We start from the raw sequence: 16,970 nt of genomic DNA on the forward strand, positions 1-16,970 counted from the left end.
GGACCCGGCGCCTCGGCCGGCCCCCGTGACCCGGCCCCTCAGCCCACCCCCGTGTCGACCCACCCGAGCGGATACGGCTCCGCGCCGTCCGTCGCCGGGGCCACCGGCTCCCCGCCCGCCGCGTTGAACGCGGTCAACGCCTCGACCAGCGCCGCCCGTTGCCTCGGGGCGAGGCGCTCGACGACGGCGGCGAGTTCGACGCGCCGCCTGGCCGTGACCTCCTCGACGGCCCGCCGGCCCTCGTCGGTGAGCCGGAGCAGGGTCTCGCGGCGGTTGTCGGGGTTGGTCTGCCGGTCGGCGAGACCGGCGGCGATCAGCCGGTCGACCATGCGCATCGCGGTGGACGGGGCGACCTGGAGCTGGTCGGCGAGGACGACGAGCTTCGTGGCGCCGCGCACGGACAGCACCACCAGCATCCGGAACTGCGGCAGCGTCACCCGCTCCTCGACGGCGGCGAGCGAACGGGCGGAGATCGCGACCAACAGCCGCGACGCGGTCAGCACCGCACGCGTCACCTCATCGACGTCGTCCACGCCACCCGCCGGACCCTCGCGTTCAGTCATGGTCCCCTTTCTATCCCGGCACACAGTGGGGACCGTCGGCGGATCCGTACAGATTTTCCCTCCCCATGACCGAGGCGGCCCCGCCCTCGCGACCGGCGCGCAGTAAACGCTTGTCCGAGGCCACGATGACCCCCTGTCTATTGAATGCTTGATTCAGCAGCTCTAGCCTCCTTCGATGGCTTCAATCACCTGTCTCCTTCCACGCTCCCGGCGTCTGCCCTGGGCGCTGTTGCTGGCCCTGAGCCTGAGCCTCCCCTCGTTCCCGTCGGCCGCCGCCGCACCGTCCGCCCCCAGGTCCCCGTCGGTGCCCGAGGTGTGGCCGACGCCCCGGCAGATCGAGGGCGACGGACGCCGGCTGACCGTTCCCGACCGGGTGGTGGAGGTCGTCGGACCCGGCACCGACCTGTCCGCACGCGAGGTCGTCGAGGCCGCGCTACGGGCCGCCGGGGCCGACCGGATCGTCACCGTGCCGGCCGGGAGACGCCCGCCGGCCGCCGGGCTCACCGTCTACGTCGGCGGTCCCGACGAGAACCCGGCGACCCGGGGCGCGCTGCGGCGGCTCGGCGCCGGCTCCCCGGCCGGGCTGCCCGCCGAGGGATACGTCCTGGCCTCCGGCCGCAGCGCGGGCCGTGCCCTGCTGGCGCTCTCCGGCACCGACACCACCGGCACCTTCTACGCCGCGCAGACCCTCCGCCAGCTCCTCGCCGGCGGGCGCCTGCCCGAGGTGACCGTCCGCGACTGGCCCACGGCCGCGCTGCGCGGTGTCGTCGAGGGCTTCTACGGCACCCCGTGGTCCCACGCCGAACGGCTGAGCCAACTCGACTTCTACGGCCGCACCAAGCAGAACGTGTACGTGTACTCCCCCAAGGACGACCCGTATCTGCGCGAGCGGTGGCGCGAGACGTACCCGGCCGCCCAGCTCGCCCAGGTGCGCGAACTCGTCGAGCGGGCCGTCGCCAACCACGTCCGGTTCACCTACGCCCTCTCGCCCGGACTGTCGGTCTGCTACTCCTCGGACGACGACATCACCGCGCTGGTGCGCAAGTTCGCCTCGCTGTACGACATCGGGGTGCGCTCCTTCGCGATCCCGCTGGCCGACATCAGCTACACCAAGTGGAACTGCGCGGCGGACGAGGAGCGTTTCGGCAGCGGGGGCGGGGCCGCCGGCACGGCCCAGGCGCATCTGCTGAACCAGGTGTGGGAGGAGTTCTCCGCCGGCCGCACCGGGCTCGATCCGCTGGAGATGGTCCCCACCGAGTACTCGGACCTCGCGGACACCCCGTACAAGACGGCGCTGCGCGAGCGGTTGGACCCGGACGTGGTCGTGGAGTGGACCGGCGTCGGGGTGATCGCGCCGACGATCACCGCCGCGCAGCTGCGGCAGGCCCGCGCGTCTACGGGCATCCGATCCTGGTCTGGGACAACTACCCGGTCAACGACTACGTCACCAGCCGTCTCCTGCTCGGCCCCTATACCGGGCGGGAGGCCGGTGTGGCGCGGGAGTCCGTCGGTGTCACCGCGAACCCGATGGTGCAGGCCGAGGCGAGCAAGCTCGCGCTGTTCACGTCGGCGGCCTGTCTGTGGAACGCGGACGCGTACGACCCACGGGCCGCCTTCCTCGCCTCCGTCCGGGATCTGGCGGGGCCGGGTGCCGCGAAATGGCTGCGGATCTTCGCGGAGAACAGCTACTCGTCCCAGCTCGACACCACCGAGTCCCCGACCCTCAGCAAGCTCATCGCCGCGTTCCGCACGGCCTACGAGGAGGACAGCGGCCTCGACCGGGCGTCCGCCGCGCTCCGGTCGTACTTCACCGACATGGCCGCCACCCCCGCCGAGCTGCGGGCCCGTCTCGCCAACCCCGGTTTCCTGAAGGAGACTTCGCCCTGGCTGGACAAGACCGGCGCATACGGGACCGCCGGGCTGACCGCCGTCGACCTGCTGCTGGCCGGCAGACGGGGTGACGCGGACGCGGTGTCGACGTACTGGAACCGCCTGCGGGGCGAGCGCAAGGCGCTGGACGCGATACCGCAGCAGGTGTCGCCGGGGGTGATGGACCAGTTCCTGTACCGGGCGATGCTCCAGCACGCGCCCGACCCCGGAGTCGACGTCTCCTTCGCCCCGGGTTCGCTCTCCTTGAAGCCGGGGACCTCCGGGGCGGTGGCCCTCCGTTTCTCCTCCGCCGAGGCGCGGACGGTCACCTGGAAGCTCGATCTGCCGGGCGGGGTCACCGCCTCTCCCGCCGAGGGGACCGTGACCGTGCCGGCCGGAGGCGGCGCGTCGGCCGAGGTCACCCTGACCGGCGTCACCGAGGGCGTGCATTCCGTGGTGGTGTCCGGGGCGGGCGTCCTCGACCGGGCGCTGCCGGTGCGGGTCACCGACGGGGACGGCACACCCCGGGCGCTGACGGCCAACTTCAGCGGGGCGTCGGTGAGTTCGATCGATCTGTCCTCCGGCAGGAGCAGGGAGATCGCCGTGGGCGCCAACCCGGGTGAGGTGGTGACGAGCGCCGACGGACGTACCGCCTACGCCGCGAACCAGGGCTCGAACTCGGTGAGCGTCATCGACGTGGCGCGCGGCGAGGTGACCGCCACGGTCGCGGTGGGCCGGGTCCCCGCCGGGCTCGCGCTCACGCCGGACGGCGGCACGCTGTGGGTCGCCAACTACACGGACGGCACGGTGCAGCCGGTGGACACGGGCACGCTCGAGGCAGGCGCGACGGTCGCTGTCGGGGCGGGGCCGGAGAACATGGCGATCACCCCGGACGGGCGGACGCTGTACGTGGCGAACATCCACGACAACACCGTCTCGCCGGTCGACCTGGGCACCCGGAGGGTCGGGGCGGCGATCCCGGTCGGGCCCCGTCCGTTCAACGTGGTCGCCGCGCCGGACGGGAAGACGGTGTACGTGTCCAACTCCGGTGGGTCGACGGTGACTCCGATCGACACCGCGAGCAATGACACCGGGCCGACGCTGCTCGTGTCGGGCCAGGCGTACGGGCTCGGACTGTCACCGGACGGGCGGACGCTGTGGGTGAGCCCCAGTACCGGTGACCATGTCACGCCCGTCGACACCGTGACCGGTGCGCCCGGGAAACAGATCACCGTCGGCAGGTCCGCCTTCGACGTCGGCCTCGACTGGGACGGTGGCACGGCGTACGTGACCACGGCCGACGGGAACAGGCTGGTGCCGGTCGACACCGTCTCCGGCACCGCCGGAACGCCGTTGCCGACCGGTGCCTATCCGCTGGCGGTCGCTCTGACGCCCGTGCCGGTCTCCTAGACCTCCCCTGGTGGTCAGCTGGCGGTGCGTCGGATGCGGCCGGCGTACCGCTTCTCCAGGTCCAGGTTGCCCTCGAAGCCGCCGGGCACGTTGGCGGAGACGTAGACCGGGGGGCGGTCGCCGGAGGCGAGGAGGCGGCCGGCGGCCTCGGCGACCGTCATCTGGATGAGCATGACGCCGGTGAGCGTGGAGAGGGCACAGACGGCGCCGCCGCCCGGCAGCTCCAGCAGGGCGTCGCCGCGCGGGGCCGCGTTGTCGAGGACGACGTCGGCGAGGTCGGCGAGCTTCTTGCCGCTGGGGTGGGTGGCGGGGACGGAACGGGTGTGGGCGAGGGAGGTGAGGGCGAGCAGGCGGTGGCCGCGCTCCTTGGCGTGCAGGGCCATCTCGACGATGACGTTGTTGACGCCGGAGTTGGAGATGACGACGAAGAGGTCCTCGGGGCGGGGGTCGGCCAGTTCGTAGAGGCGGACCGCCACGCCGGGCTCGCGTTCGAGCAGCGGGTCGTCGAGGCCGCTCGGGTGGTCGCCGCCGAAGAGGACGAGGTCGGCCATCTGGATCCGGTTCGTGGGCACGAAGCCGCCGGCGCGGCCCGCGAGCTCCAGGACCATGGCCTGGGAGTGGCCGGTGCCGAAGGCCTGGACGACGCCGTCCGCGCGGACGCAGTCGGCGATCAGCCCGGCGGCGGCGCTCACGTCGGCGCGCGCGGACTCGGTGAGACGGTGCAGGACGGCGAGGCCCTCGCGCGCGAAGCGGTCGGCGCTCACCGGCTCGGTCACGGACTCGTTGGCGGACTCGACGGACACCTGAGACTCCCCACTGGTGGATTGAACCACCCCATACACTCTTATCAGTGAATCACTGAATCACAGGGCCAGCATCCGGAGCAATGGCGCAGTTCACCCCCGAGTGCGGCCGCCCAGTCCGGTCCTGGTATTCAGCCGCCACGTCAACGGGTGGCTGGTACCTTCTCTGCATGCCCTCGACCGATGTCACCACCCTGATCCGCACCGAGTTGCCCCGGCTGGCCGGCTCCCTGCGGAAGGTCGGCGAGCTGATCCTGGAGGATCCGGCCGCCGTCACCCACTGCTCGGCCGCGGAGCTGGGCCGCCGCACCGGCACCTCCCAGGCCACCGTGACCCGGTTCTGCCGGGCCATCGGCCTCGACTCCTATCAGCACCTGCTGATCGAGCTGGCCCAGGAGCGGGGCCGGGGCGAGTCCTCCGAGTGGGGCAGCGCCGAGATCGGCCCGGACATCTCCCCCGACGACAGCCTGGAGCGGGTCGTCCAGGTGGTCGGCACCGCCGATCTGCGGGCGATCCAGCAGACCATCGACCGGATCGACCTGGACTCCGTGGAGCGGGCGGCGCAGGCCGTGGCCCGCGCGCGGCGCACGGACGTGTACGGCGTCGGCGGCAGCGGCGCGGTCGCGCAGGAGACGGAGACCCGGCTGTTCCGCATCGGCTGCGCGGTGCGCGGCTGGACCGAGGTGCACGCGGCGACCACCTCGGCCGCCCTGCTCACCCCGGCGGACGTGGCGATCGGCATCTCCCACTCCGGCGCCACCCGGGAGGTGATCGAGCCGTTCGAGCTGGCCAGGGAGCGCGGCGCCACCACCATCGCGCTGACCGCCGACCCCCGCTCGCCGCTGGCCCGCGCGGCCGACATCAGGCTGGTCTCCTCCTCGTCGGAGACCAGCTTCCGCACCGGCAGCATCGGCGCCCGCCACTCCGTGCTGATGCTCATCGACTGCCTCTACGTCCGCGTCGGCCAGCTCTCCTACCAGCGGGCGAGCGCCTCCCTGGCGCTGACCGACCACATCGCGGGGGCGCACGCGGTGAAGTCCCGGCGCAGCCGCTGACCGGCCCGCGGCACGGTCGCACCGGCGGCCGATCCCTGCATGGATGAATCAACCAATATTCCGATGCATGGTTGATTGAACCACCCCGCGCTGCCAGGATGGGGCTCCCTCGAGCACTCGTAGGAGCCCCATGCGCCTCATCTCTGTCGAGTCGACCGAGCTCTTCGTCGGGACGGAGGACCAGCCGCACCAGGTGGTCGCCGTGGACGTCGAGCACGCCTCGGGCCGGCCGGTCCGGCTGAGCGTGGAAGGCCCCGGTGTCCGTGCCGTCGGGCGCACCGTCGTCACCGTCGGCGAGGACGGCACCGCACGCGCCGAGATACCCGTGACCACGGACGGACTCACCCCCGGCGACCAGCGGGAGATCACCGTCACGGCCGCCGACGGGGACCTGGTGGCCCGGCACACCGCGCGCTTCACGGTCGCCGAACCCGGCTGGACCATGTTCATGGTCAGCCACTTCCACTACGACCCCGTCTGGTGGAACACCCAGGCCGCCTACACCGAGACCTGGGACGTCGCCGACGACCCGGCCGTCTCGGGCCTGCCCGCGCGGACCTTCGACTCGCGCGGCCAGTCCGGCATGAGTCTCGTCCGCGCCCACTGCGACCTGGCCCGGCGCGATCCGGCGTACACCTTCGTGCTCGCCGAGGTCGACTACCTCAAGCCCTACTGGGACGCCTTCCCCGAGGAACGGGCCTTCCTGCGGCAGCTCATCCGCACCGGCCGCGTCGAGATCATGGGCGGCACCTACAACGAGCCCAACACCAACCTCACCGGCGCCGAGGCGACCGTCCGCAACGCGCTGTACGGCGACGGCTTCCAGCGCGGGATCATGGGGGCCGCGCCGGAGACCGCCTGGCAGCTGGACGCCTTCGGGCACGATCCGCAGTTCCCGGGGCTGATGGCGGACGCGGGGGTCACGTCGAGCTCGTGGGCGCGCGGGCCCTTCCACCAGTGGGGGCCGACCCTGTCGGTGTTCGGGGAGGAGCCGCGCGATCCGCGGCGGATGCAGTTCCCGGCGGAGTTCAGCTGGATCGCCCCGTCCGGACGCGGCCTGCTGACCGCGTACATGGTCAACCACTACGGGGCCGGCTGGGCCATCGACAACGCGCCCACGCTCCCCGAGGCGGAGGCCGCCGCGCTCAAGCTCTTCCGGGGGCTGAAGAAGGTCGCGCTCACCCGGAACGTCCTGCTGCCGGTCGGCGGCGACTACGCCCCGCCGTGCCGCTGGGTGATGGGCATCCACCGCGACTGGAACGAGCGGTACGTCTGGCCCCGGTTCGTCAGCGGCATTCCCCGCGACTTCTTCGCCGCCGTCCGCGCCGAGCTGGAGCGGGAGGGACGCACGGCCTCCCCGCAGACCCGGGACATGAACCCGGTCTACACCGGCAAGGACGTCTCCTACATCGACACCAAGCAGGCCCAGCGGTACGGCGAGACGCTGCTCGCCGACGCCGAGGCCTGGGCGACCCTCGCCTCCCTCGTCACCGGGCACCCCTATCCCGACGCGGCCCTCGACAAGGCCTGGCGGCAGCTGATCTACGGCGCCCACCACGACGCCATCACCGGCTCCGAGTCGGACCAGGTGTACATCGATCTGCTCACCGGCTGGCGGGAGTTGTACGACCTGGCGCGGGAGGTGCACACCGACGCCACCCAGGCGCTCGCCGACCGGGTCACGCCGCAGCCGGGCGACGGAACCGACCTCGTCGTCCTCAACTCCGCGACCTGGCGGCGCGGGGACGTGCTGACCGTCGCCGACCCCGGCCGGATCCCGCTCGACCACACCGGGCTGCCGCTGCCCGCCGTGTCCGAGGACGGCGAACTGAGCGTCGTCGTGCCGGAGGTGCCCGGCATGGGCCTCAAGGCGCTCCCGCTGGCGGAGGGTTCGGTCCCCGGCTGGACGGTCGGCGAGGGGACGACCATCCGCAACGAGTTCTACGAGGTGACCGTCGACCCCGCGCGCGGCGGCGGGGTCAGCGGTCTGCGCGCGCTCGGCGGAGCCGGGGGCGGGCGGGAGCTGCTGCGGCCCGGGGACATCGGCAACGAGCTGGTGGTGCAGGAGGAGTACCCGAGGCACCCGCGCTTCGGCGAGGGCCCCTGGCACCTCACCCCGACCGGCACCACGGCCGCCCGGAGCCGGGACGTGACGGCTGACATCGATGTCGAGCACTCGCCGGCCGGCTCCCGCATCACCGTCCGCGCCGACCTGGGCCTGTTCCGGTACACCCAGCGGCTCACCCTCTGGGCGGGTGTGGACCGGCTGGACGTGACGACGACGGTCGACGGCTACGACGGCGCCGACCGGCTGATCCGGGTGCGCTGGCCCTCGGACGTGCGCGGCGGGCTGCCGGTGCACGAGGTCGCGGACGCGGTCGTGGGGCGGGGCTTCGGCTTCGTGGAGGTGGACAGCGAGCAGTTCCCGTGGACGCTCGACAACCCGGCCAACACCTGGTTCGGGCTCGGCTCCACAGCCCGGGTCGCCGTCCACGACGACACCGGCGTCCTGCTCGGCCACCGCTCGATCGGCGTCGCCGAACTGGTCTTCGACGACTGGGACGCCGCCGGCGAACTGGGCACCCCGCTGGCCGCCGCCCTGGTCCGCACCGGCGTCACGGCCACCTCGACGATCGCGGGCGGCCCCCGCTACGGCGATCTGGAGGTCGACTCCAACCTGCCCGACATCCGGATCGCCGTCGGCGGCCCGGAGCGCAACGCCATGGTCGCCGAGGTCCTCGGCTGGGACCCGGCGGCCGCCCGCGAACTGCGCCGACAGCTCGCCGAGGAGGGCCTTGCCGCGGTGTGGGTGGCACCCCGCGCCTCGCTGCGGGAGGAGTGGGTGCCCGGGGCCGACCTGCGCGACCTGGAGCGGCTGCCGCTGCTCGTGGTGGCGGGCGCCCGCCCCGAGGACGACGCGAAGGCCGTCGACGCGCTGATCGCCGATCTCGACGACGCGACCGTACGGGCCGTCGCGGCCGGGGGCGGCGAGGCGCTGCCGCCGGGAGACGCCTGGGACGGGCGGGGCTTCGCGATCCTGAACCGGGGCACCCCGGGCTGTGTCGTCACCTCCTGCGGCGACCTCTACATGTCGCTGATGCGTTCCTGCACCGGCTGGCCCTCCGGCATCTGGGTCGATCCGCCGCGCCGCACCGCGCCGGACGGTTCCGGCTTCCAGCTCCAGCGCTGGTCCCACACCTTCGAGTACGCGGTCGTCGCGGGCGAGGGCGACTGGCGCGACCTGAGCTGGCCGCGCGCGGGGCACGCCTTCAACCATCCGCTCACGGGGCGGCTGCGGACGCCCGAGCATCCGCTGACGGCCCGGCTGCGGGAGCCCGCCGGGACGGGGACCGGCCTGCCGAGGGCCGCGACCCTGCTGGCGCTGGAGCCCGAGGGCCGGGTGGTGCTGGACGCCCTCAAGCCGGCCGGGTCGCCGCTGGCCCGGGGCGGCACCGTCCCCGTGGACCCGGCGCGCGAGGTCGTCGTACGGGCGCACGAGGTGGACGGGCGGCCGGTGCGGGCGCGGGTGACGGGACCCTCGGCGTGGGCCGGGGGCCGTCGGGCGGACGTCCTGGAGCGGGCCGGTGCGGCGCTCACCCCCGCTGGGGACGGGTCGCTGGAGCTGGACCTCACGGGGTTCGAGGTGGCCACCGTGCTGGCCTCGCCGGTGGCCGCCGCGCCCGTACGGTCCGCCGCCGACGCCTCGGCGGACGGGAGTGCCACCGCGGAGCCTTCGCCGACGTGCGGGCTCCCCGAGGAGGACGCCGGTGTCGCCGCGCACGAACCCGCGCAGCCCGTGCCCACCCGGTACTGGCTGCACAATTCGGGTCCGGCGCCGCGCGGGAACATGCCCGTGGCGGTCTACCTCTCGCCGGCCGCGCTGACCGCCGACGGCGCGGTCACGGCGACGGTCCGGATCTCCTCCGAGCTGACGGACGCGCCGGTCTCGGGCACGGTCGCGCTGGAGGTGCCGCCCGGCTGGAGCGCCGAGCCCGCCGAGGTGCCGTACGCGCTCGGCGCCGGCGGCTTCTCGCTCACCGAGGTCACCGTGGTGCCGCCGCCGGACCCGGTCCCCGGCCGCTACGCGCTCGCCGCGCGGCTGACCCACGGCGGGCAGACGTTCGAGGACGTGGTCGCCCTGGACGTGCCCGGCGCGGCCGTGGCGGGCGAGCCGGACGGGCGGACCGGGCCGAGCCTGGTGATGGAGCTGGGCGTCGACCGGGTGGAGGTGCGCCGGGGTGAACGGGTGCGGGTGCCGGTGCGCCTGCGGAACACCACCCGGGGTCCGGTGGGCGGGGCGCTCTGGGCCCTGTCGTCGTGGGGGACCTGGGCGGGCGTCGCACCGGGCCTCCAGGGCTTCTCCCTGGCCGCCGGGGAGAGCGCCGAGTGCACGATCGAGGTCGACGGCTCGGCGGTGCCCGCGGGTGCGTACTGGCTGATGGCGAAGGCCGGGTGGCACGGCTGTGTGGCCTACACGGAGGCGGTCGTCCTGGAGGTGACACCGTGACCGCGCCAGGGGCGCGCGGTGGTGACACGGGACCGGACCGGCCCACCCCACCGCGCGGGCACCCGGCCCACGCCGCGCACACCCCGCACGCCGCGCTCGTCGGTGGTGTGCCCGTCGGGCGGGAGCGGGTGGACGGCGTACTGGCCGTCGTGCCCGCGCGGGACCGGGAGGTCCGGGCGGAGGGGCAGGCGCGGGCGGAGCGGCAGCGCAGACGGTGGGCGACGCAGGTGGTCGTCGCCGACGAGCTGGCCCGGCGGGCGTGTGCCGCGCGCGGGCTTCCGCCGCCGCCCGGGGAGGCGCCGGACCGCCCGCTCGCGGTGTCCGGGACCGAGGTCGCCGATCTGGGCAGCATCATCGCCGTGGCGCTCGCCCACTCCCCCGCCGCGCGCACCCTGCTGGCGGCGTTGGAGGCCGAGCAGCGGGTGCCGGAGGAGGCCGTACGGGGCTACTACGACCGCAATCCGGACCGCTTCCTCACCCCGCGGGCCCTGCGGCGCGGCGTCGACCCCTACGGCGGGGCCGTGGAGGGCGACTTCCTGCCCTACGACGAGGTCCACGAGGACGTCGCGCGGGAGTTGCGGCGGGCCATGGGCCGGCAGGCCTTCTTCGACTGGCTGGACCGGGCGCGGGCCGATGTGGAGTACGCGCCGGGGCACGAGCATCCCGGCGATCCGTCGCACCCCGACCACGAGCACCGGCACTGACGGACGGCCCGCGCGCCCGGGCGCGCGGGCCGGCACCGGAGAGGCGGAGAGCGACTCGGAACCGAAAAGCAACACGGCCAGGCATTGACCTCCGATGAATTCTGGTCCACCTTTTCATCATTCAGAGTCCAAGTTGGTGATTTGAACCAGCAACTCGACCCAGCAGCTGACTGATCGCAGGAGGCGACATGCGCGCGAGAAGACTGACCGGATGTGTGGTGGGCGTCATCGCCCTCACCCTGACCGCCGCGGGCTGCGGCCTGTCGGGCGGCGGATCCGACAGCGGGGACGCCACGGCCGGCGGCTGCAAGGTCGACCAGGGCAACGTCGGCTCCGGAAAGCTCACCGGAGACGTCAAGGGCACGATCACCTTCCAGACGACCAATCTGAAGAAAGACTTCGGCGGCTACTTCAACGGTGTCATCAAGGCCTTCGAACAGGCCCACCCGGACACCACCGTGAAGTGGGTCGACGACCCGGGCGACGCCACCTTCACCCAGCGCCTGGTCGCGGACGCACAGGGCTGCACACTGCCGGACGTGGTGAACATCAACGTCAACACGGCGATCGCGCTCACCAGGAACGGCTATCTGCTCGACCTGGACAAGAAGGCCCCGGACGCGGGCGAGCCGTTCGTGCCGAACCTGTGGAAGTCGAGCAGGTACGCCGACGCCACCGGCGCCGAGGTGCACAGCGTCCTGCCCTGGTACTCCGGCGGCATCGTGCAGACCTTCAACACCGAGCTGATGGCGAAGGCGGGCCTCGATCCGGCCAAACCTCCGACGACCGTGCTCGGTCTGTTCGAGGACGCGCAGAAGATAGCCGAGGTCTCCGACGGCAAGTACTACGCCTTCCTCGCCAACCCGCAGCTGCGCATCCCCGCCGACTGGCAGCAGATGGACATCGAGATCCTCTCCTCCGACGGCAAGAAGTTCACCTTCGCCGACGACCCGAAGACCGCGCGGTGGGTCGAGGCGATGACCAAGCTCTACAAGGCCGGCGGCATGCCGAGGGACTCGCTCTCCTCCACCCAGGACCCGGCCAACGTCTACGGCCAGGGCAAGCTGGTCTACGGCCCGACCAACCCCAACTTCCTGCGCTTCATCCAGCAGAACAACCCGAGCGTCTACAAGAAGACCGGCGTCGCCCGCTTCATGCTGGACGACCTCGGCCACACCGTCGGCGCCCCGCAGTACATCGGCGTCGCCTCCACCAGCAAGAACGCGGCGACCGCGCTGTCCTTCGCGCAGTTCCTGACCAATGCGAAGAACCAGCTGGAGTGGGCGAAGGACCCGAACGTCGTCATCTTCCCCTCCACCACCGCCTCCCTGGACGACCCCTTCTTCCAGTCGGTCAAGGGCGACGACCCGTTCGCCGAGGCCCGCAAGATCGTCGCGAGCGACCGCAAGACCTCCACGGCCGACGAGATCGCCCTGACACCCGGTGAGCTGAACGCCATCACGGCCCAGATCCAGCTGGCCATGCAGGGCAAGAAGAGCGCCCAGGACGCCCTGGACGAGGCCCAGAAGAAGGCCAACGAGCTGATCGAGCAGGGCAGTTGAGCATGACCACCCTCTCTCCCCCCACCAAGGGACCGGGGGTCGCGGTCCCCTCCCGCGACCCCCGCCCCGGGGAACCGGCCGGCCGGCGCCGCCTGGTGCGGGCCCTCAAGCCGGGCCCCAGCGCCGACGCGGGCGGCGCCGCGCTCTACCGCCGCTGGTGGCTGCCGTGGCTGTGGATGTCCCCGGCGATCATCGGCATCGGCGTCTTCGGTCTGTACCCGTTCCTGAACACGCTCCTGTTGTCCTTCACCGACGCCAAACCGCTCGGCGGCGCCGCCTCGTTCGTGGGCCTGGACAACTACACCCGGATGCTGGGCGACTCCGACTTCTGGCTCGCCACCCGCAACAGCGTGCTGTACGCGGTGATCGTGGTCCCGCTGATGGTGCTGCTGCCGCTGATGCTGGCCGTGCTGGTGGAGAAGAACCTGCCCGGCATCGGCTTCTTCCGCTCCGCCTTCTACACCCCCGTCCTCGCCTCCAGCGTGGTCGTCGGCCTCAGCTGGCAGTGGCTGCTCAGCGACCAGGGCCTGGTCAACACCTGGCTGCAGAAGGCCCACATCATCCGGTCGGCGATCCCGTTCCTGTCCGACTCGTGGCTGATCCTGCTGTGCGCGATGGGGCTCACCCTGTGGAAGGGCCTCGGCTGGTACATGATCTTCTACCTGGCCGCCCTGGGGAACGTGCCCAAGGAGCTGCACGAGGCCGCCGCCGTGGACGGCGCGGGCGCCGTCCGCCGGTTCTGGCACGTCACCGTGCCCGGCGTACGCACCTCGATGATGCTGGTCGGCACCCTCACCGGCATCGGCTCGCTGCGCGTGTTCACGGAGATCTACATGCTCGGCGGCGCGACCGGCGGGCCCGGCGGCGCCGACCGCACCCTCCCCTTCTACATCCGGGACGTCGCCCTCGACCCGCTCACCGGGAACGCCGGCTACGGCTCGGCGGTCAGCGTCGCCCTCTTCGTACTCACCCTGGGCCTCACGCTGCTCGCACAGCGGCTGACGAAGGAGGACGAGTCGTGACCACCGCCGTGAAAGAGACGGCCACGGGCGCGCTCCCGGTCACCGGGCGGCGGCTGATGCCGCGCTGGCGGGACTACGGCCGCCCCCGCGAACTCGTCGTGCGCTACCTGCTGTTGCTGTTCGTGCTCGGCATCACCGTCGGACCGCTGCTGTGGCAGCTGCTGTCGTCGCTGAAGGGCGTCGGCGAGGACGTGTTCGGCGCGAACGCCTCCCTCCTCCCCCACGACCCGACGCTGCGCGCCTACCGCGAGGTGTTCGCGCAGGTCCCGGTCTGGACGTACATCCGCAACAGCCTGGTGGTCGTGGCGCTCTCCGTCACCAGCCAGCTCGTCTTCTCCACGCTCGCCGGCTACATGCTCTCCAAGCCGAGCTGGAAGGGCCGCAAGCTGGTCTGGGTGCTGCTGATGGCGTCCATGATGTTCCCCTTCGAATCGATCATGGTGTCGCTGTTCCTGAGCGTCCGTGACCTCGGCCTGGTCGACAGCCTGGTGGGGGTCTGGCTGCCCGGCTTCGTCGCCGCCATCAACGTCCTGATCATGCGGGCCGCGTTCCTCGCCGTGCCGCGCGAGGTCGAGGACGCGGCGATGCTGGACGGCGCGGGCGAATGGAAGCGGTTCCGGTATCTGTATCTGCCGTCCGCGTGGGGCGCGATCCTGGTCGTCACCATCAACACCTTCATCAGCGCCTGGGACGACTTCCTGTGGCCGCTGATCGTGCTGCGCACCGAGGACCACTTCACCCTGACGCTCGGCCTGTCCCGCCTCACGTCCTCCTCCTTCGGCTACGACCAGCGGATGGTGATGGCGGGCTCGGTGATCTCCGTGATCCCGGTGCTGGTGCTGTTCGTGATCACCCAGCGGTGGTTCTACAAGGGTGTGTCCTCCGGGGCGGTCAAGCTCTGATCTCCCGGAGGTCCACCACGACGGGTACGACGTCCAGCGCCTCCCGCGCGGACCGCGCGACCCGCAGCTCCACGGCGTCGGTCCCGGCGGGCACCTCGAACGCCAGACGGACCGTACGGCTCTTCCCCGGCGCCAGTCCGACACCCTCGAACGCGCACAGTTCGAGGGTGCGCGGCCAGGTGCGGGCGACCAGCCTGCGGAGGTAGACCTGCACGACCGAACGCCCGTGCCGGCCGCCGGTGTTGGTGACGTCCACCTCGACCGTGCGCCCCGACACCCGGGGCGCACCGAGGTCGAACGTCGTGTACGACAGCCCGTGCCCGAAGGAGTACGCCGGCTCGGCGCTCTCGTCGACGTAACCGCCGTACTCGGTGTCCTTGTGGTTGTAGTGGACGGGGAGCTGGGCGACCGAGCGGGGGACGGAGATGGGGAGCCGGCCGAGGGGCTCGGCGAGTCCGAGGAGCACCTCGGCGACGGCCTCGCCGCCCCACGGGCCCGGGTACCAGGCGGTGAGCAGTGCCGCGGCCGGTGCCTCGGGCAGCACGTGCGGACGGCCCTGCATCAAGACGACCGCGGTGGGCGTGCCCGTCGCCACGACGGCGTCCAGCAGGGCCTCCTGCGCCGCGCCGAGCCGTAGTCCCGCCAGGTCGACGCCCTCGCCGCAGGTCATCTCCGACACCACGGTCCGCGCGGCGCCGTTGGCGTCGAACTCCGTGCCGGGGGTACGGGCGCTGCTGCCGCCCAGCACGAGCACCGCGAGGTCGGCCGCGGCGGCCTCGGCGGTCGCGGCCGGGACGCCGGTGTGGTCGGCGCCGGTGAGGGCCGTGCCCTCGGCGTGACGGACCTCCGTACCGGGCGGGGCGAGGCGGCGCAGGGCGTCGAGGACGCTCGTACCGGTGCCGGGGCGCTGCGGGGCGGTGTAGTCGCCGAGGTGGTGGCCGGTGCCGGCGGCGTGCGGGCCGAGCACGGCGAGACGACGTACCGCGGGGCCGACGGGCAGGGTGGCGGCCGGGTTGCGCAGGAGGGTGACGCAGGCGCGGGCGAGGTCGGTGCTGTGCGCGCGTCCGGTGTGCTCGGGGATCGAGGCGCGGCGGGTGTAGGGGTTCTCGAACAGGCCGAGGCGGAACTTCAGGCGCAGGACGCGGGCGACGGCGGTGTCCAGGGCGGCCTCGTCGACCAGGCCGCGCTCGACGGCCTCCTCCAGGTGGGTGAAGCCGTCGTCCCAGAGGCTGAGGTCGACGCCCGCGTCCAGGGCGAGGGCGCCGGCGGAGACCTTGTCGCCGGTGATGCGGGCGAGCCGGTCGACGGCGAGTCCGTCGGCCATGACCAGGCCGTCGAAGCCCCACTGTTCGCGCAGCAGCCCGGTGAGGAGGGCGCGGTTGCCGGAGCAGGGCATGCCGTCGACCTCGTTGTAGGCGGCCATGACGCCGGCGGCGCCCGCGCGGACGCCGGCCCGGGCGGCCGGGAGGTGGATCTCGTGCAGTTCGCGGAGGCCGAGTTCGGACTCGGCGGAGTTCCGGCCGCCGACGGTGGCGCCCTGCCCGGCGAAGTGCTTGAGGACGACGGGGGCACGGTCGGGGGCGAAGCGTGGGGCTTCCAGCGGGGGCGGCGCTCCTGGCGTGGCGGTCCCTCCGTGCGTCCCCGGTGGCCGCTGGGCGTGCGACGGTCCCTGCATGCCGGTGACCAGGGCCTCGGTCAGGCGGGCCGCGAGGTACGGGTCCTCGGCGAAGCACTCCTCGGTACGGCCCCAGCGCGGGTCGCGGGCGATGTCGAGCGCGGAGACGAGGGCCACATGGCCGCCGCGGGCGCGGAGTTCGGCGGCGACGTGCGCGGCGGCCCGCTCGTGGAGGGCGGGGTCCCAGGTGGCGCCGACGGCCAGGTTGACGGGCAGGACCGTGCCGTCGAGGGCCATGTGGCCGTGCGGGACCTCCTCGACGAAGAGGGCCGGGATCCCGAGCCGGCTGCGCTCCAGGACGTGCCGCTGGACCAGGTCGGCGAGGTCGGCGCTGTCCTCGGCGCCGGGCCCGGCGCCGTGGTCGACTCCGGACCAGGCGTCGGCCCGCATCAGACCGTAGAGCGCGCCGAGGCCCGCGAAGCGCTCGGTCTCGGCGGACAGGGCCTCGGTCAGCTCGAACTCCCCGGCCGGGGTGCGGCGGTAGGCGTCCCAGCCGTACATCCGCTGGTTGAGCTGCCCGACCTTCTCACGCCGGGTCATACGGGAGAGGAGGTCGGCGACCCGGATGTCGAGCGGGGCGGCCGGGTCGCGGTACGGCGGCAGCGCGGGAGCGGCGGCGGCCGGGGCGACCGGCTGGTCCTGAGGGGGCATGGGTCGTCCTTGTCGGGCGGGGGCGAGCGGCAGGGGGGCGGAGGGAGAGCTGAGCGGGCGGGGAGGTGGGCCGCTGGGGGGGTAGGCGGTCGGGGAGGGGGGCGACGTGGGCAGCTTCGGAGGCGGGCGGCTGGGAGGGGGCGGCTCGGTTGGCTTCGGGCGAAGGTGGTTGCCGGTCGGGTCAGTCGCCCGGGGCGTGGGCGCGGCGGGCCAGGGCCACGGCGCCCGGGGAGCCGTCGGCGACCGG

Annotated in this window: 9 protein-coding genes and 1 pseudogene; 7 read left to right on the top strand and 3 right to left on the bottom strand. The window is 73.1% G+C overall.

Translation table 11 applies throughout. The annotated features are described in order from the left end of the window. Positions 1-38: 38 nt before the first annotated feature. Positions 39-563, bottom strand: coding sequence for a MarR family winged helix-turn-helix transcriptional regulator (locus ACZ52C_RS27075; RefSeq protein WP_469077207.1), 525 nt, complete (start codon positions 561-563; stop codon positions 39-41). Between the two features lie 315 nt (positions 564-878). Here ACZ52C_RS27075 and ACZ52C_RS27080 point away from each other — a divergent pair. After that, positions 879-3,842, top strand: a pseudogene (locus ACZ52C_RS27080) (beta-N-acetylglucosaminidase domain-containing protein); the annotation flags it as partial. Positions 3,843-3,856: 14 nt separating this feature from the next. On the opposite strand, the gene ACZ52C_RS27085 reads toward ACZ52C_RS27080, so the two are convergent. Further along, positions 3,857-4,645, bottom strand: a complete 789-nt coding sequence (locus ACZ52C_RS27085) for a sugar isomerase domain-containing protein (RefSeq protein ID WP_469077208.1) — start codon at positions 4,643-4,645, stop codon at positions 3,857-3,859. Positions 4,646-4,815: 170 nt separating this feature from the next. Between ACZ52C_RS27085 and ACZ52C_RS27090 the strand changes: the two genes are divergently transcribed. The 6 genes from ACZ52C_RS27090 to ACZ52C_RS27115 all read left to right on the top strand — a co-directional run bounded on the left by ACZ52C_RS27090 (position 4,816) and on the right by ACZ52C_RS27115 (position 14,397). Continuing rightward, positions 4,816-5,700 carry a MurR/RpiR family transcriptional regulator gene (locus tag ACZ52C_RS27090; RefSeq protein ID WP_469077209.1) on the top strand — a complete coding sequence of 295 codons (885 nt, stop codon included), beginning with the start codon at positions 4,816-4,818 and terminating at the stop codon, positions 5,698-5,700. Between the two features lie 130 nt (positions 5,701-5,830). Next, on the top strand, positions 5,831-10,207 hold the full coding sequence (locus tag ACZ52C_RS27095) for a glycoside hydrolase family 38 N-terminal domain-containing protein (RefSeq protein WP_469077210.1): 4,377 nt from the start codon (positions 5,831-5,833) through the stop codon (positions 10,205-10,207). Next, positions 10,204-10,911, top strand: a complete 708-nt coding sequence (locus ACZ52C_RS27100) for a peptidyl-prolyl cis-trans isomerase (RefSeq protein ID WP_469077211.1) — start codon at positions 10,204-10,206, stop codon at positions 10,909-10,911. Before ACZ52C_RS27095 ends, ACZ52C_RS27100 begins: the two co-directional genes overlap by 4 nt. Before the next feature lie 188 nt (positions 10,912-11,099). Beyond that, positions 11,100-12,473, top strand: coding sequence for an extracellular solute-binding protein (locus tag ACZ52C_RS27105; RefSeq protein WP_469077212.1), 1,374 nt, complete (start codon positions 11,100-11,102; stop codon positions 12,471-12,473). 2 nt (positions 12,474-12,475) lie between these two features. Continuing rightward, the gene (locus ACZ52C_RS27110; protein WP_469077213.1) at positions 12,476-13,495 is read left to right on the top strand and encodes a carbohydrate ABC transporter permease; all 1,020 of its coding nucleotides are present in this window, start codon (positions 12,476-12,478) and stop codon (positions 13,493-13,495) included. A 56-nt stretch (positions 13,496-13,551) separates the two neighbouring features. After that, positions 13,552-14,397 (top strand): carbohydrate ABC transporter permease, encoded by an 846-nt coding sequence (locus ACZ52C_RS27115; RefSeq protein ID WP_469077409.1) that lies wholly within the window; start codon positions 13,552-13,554, stop codon positions 14,395-14,397. Here the strand turns inward: ACZ52C_RS27115 and ACZ52C_RS27120 are convergent. After that, positions 14,387-16,723 (bottom strand): glycoside hydrolase family 3 N-terminal domain-containing protein, encoded by a 2,337-nt coding sequence (locus ACZ52C_RS27120; RefSeq protein WP_469077214.1) that lies wholly within the window; start codon positions 16,721-16,723, stop codon positions 14,387-14,389. The two genes, ACZ52C_RS27115 and ACZ52C_RS27120, sit on opposite strands and share 11 nt — an antisense overlap. Positions 16,724-16,970 lie beyond the last annotated feature (247 nt).

Source organism: Streptomyces sp. NPDC034049 (assembly GCF_055575575.1).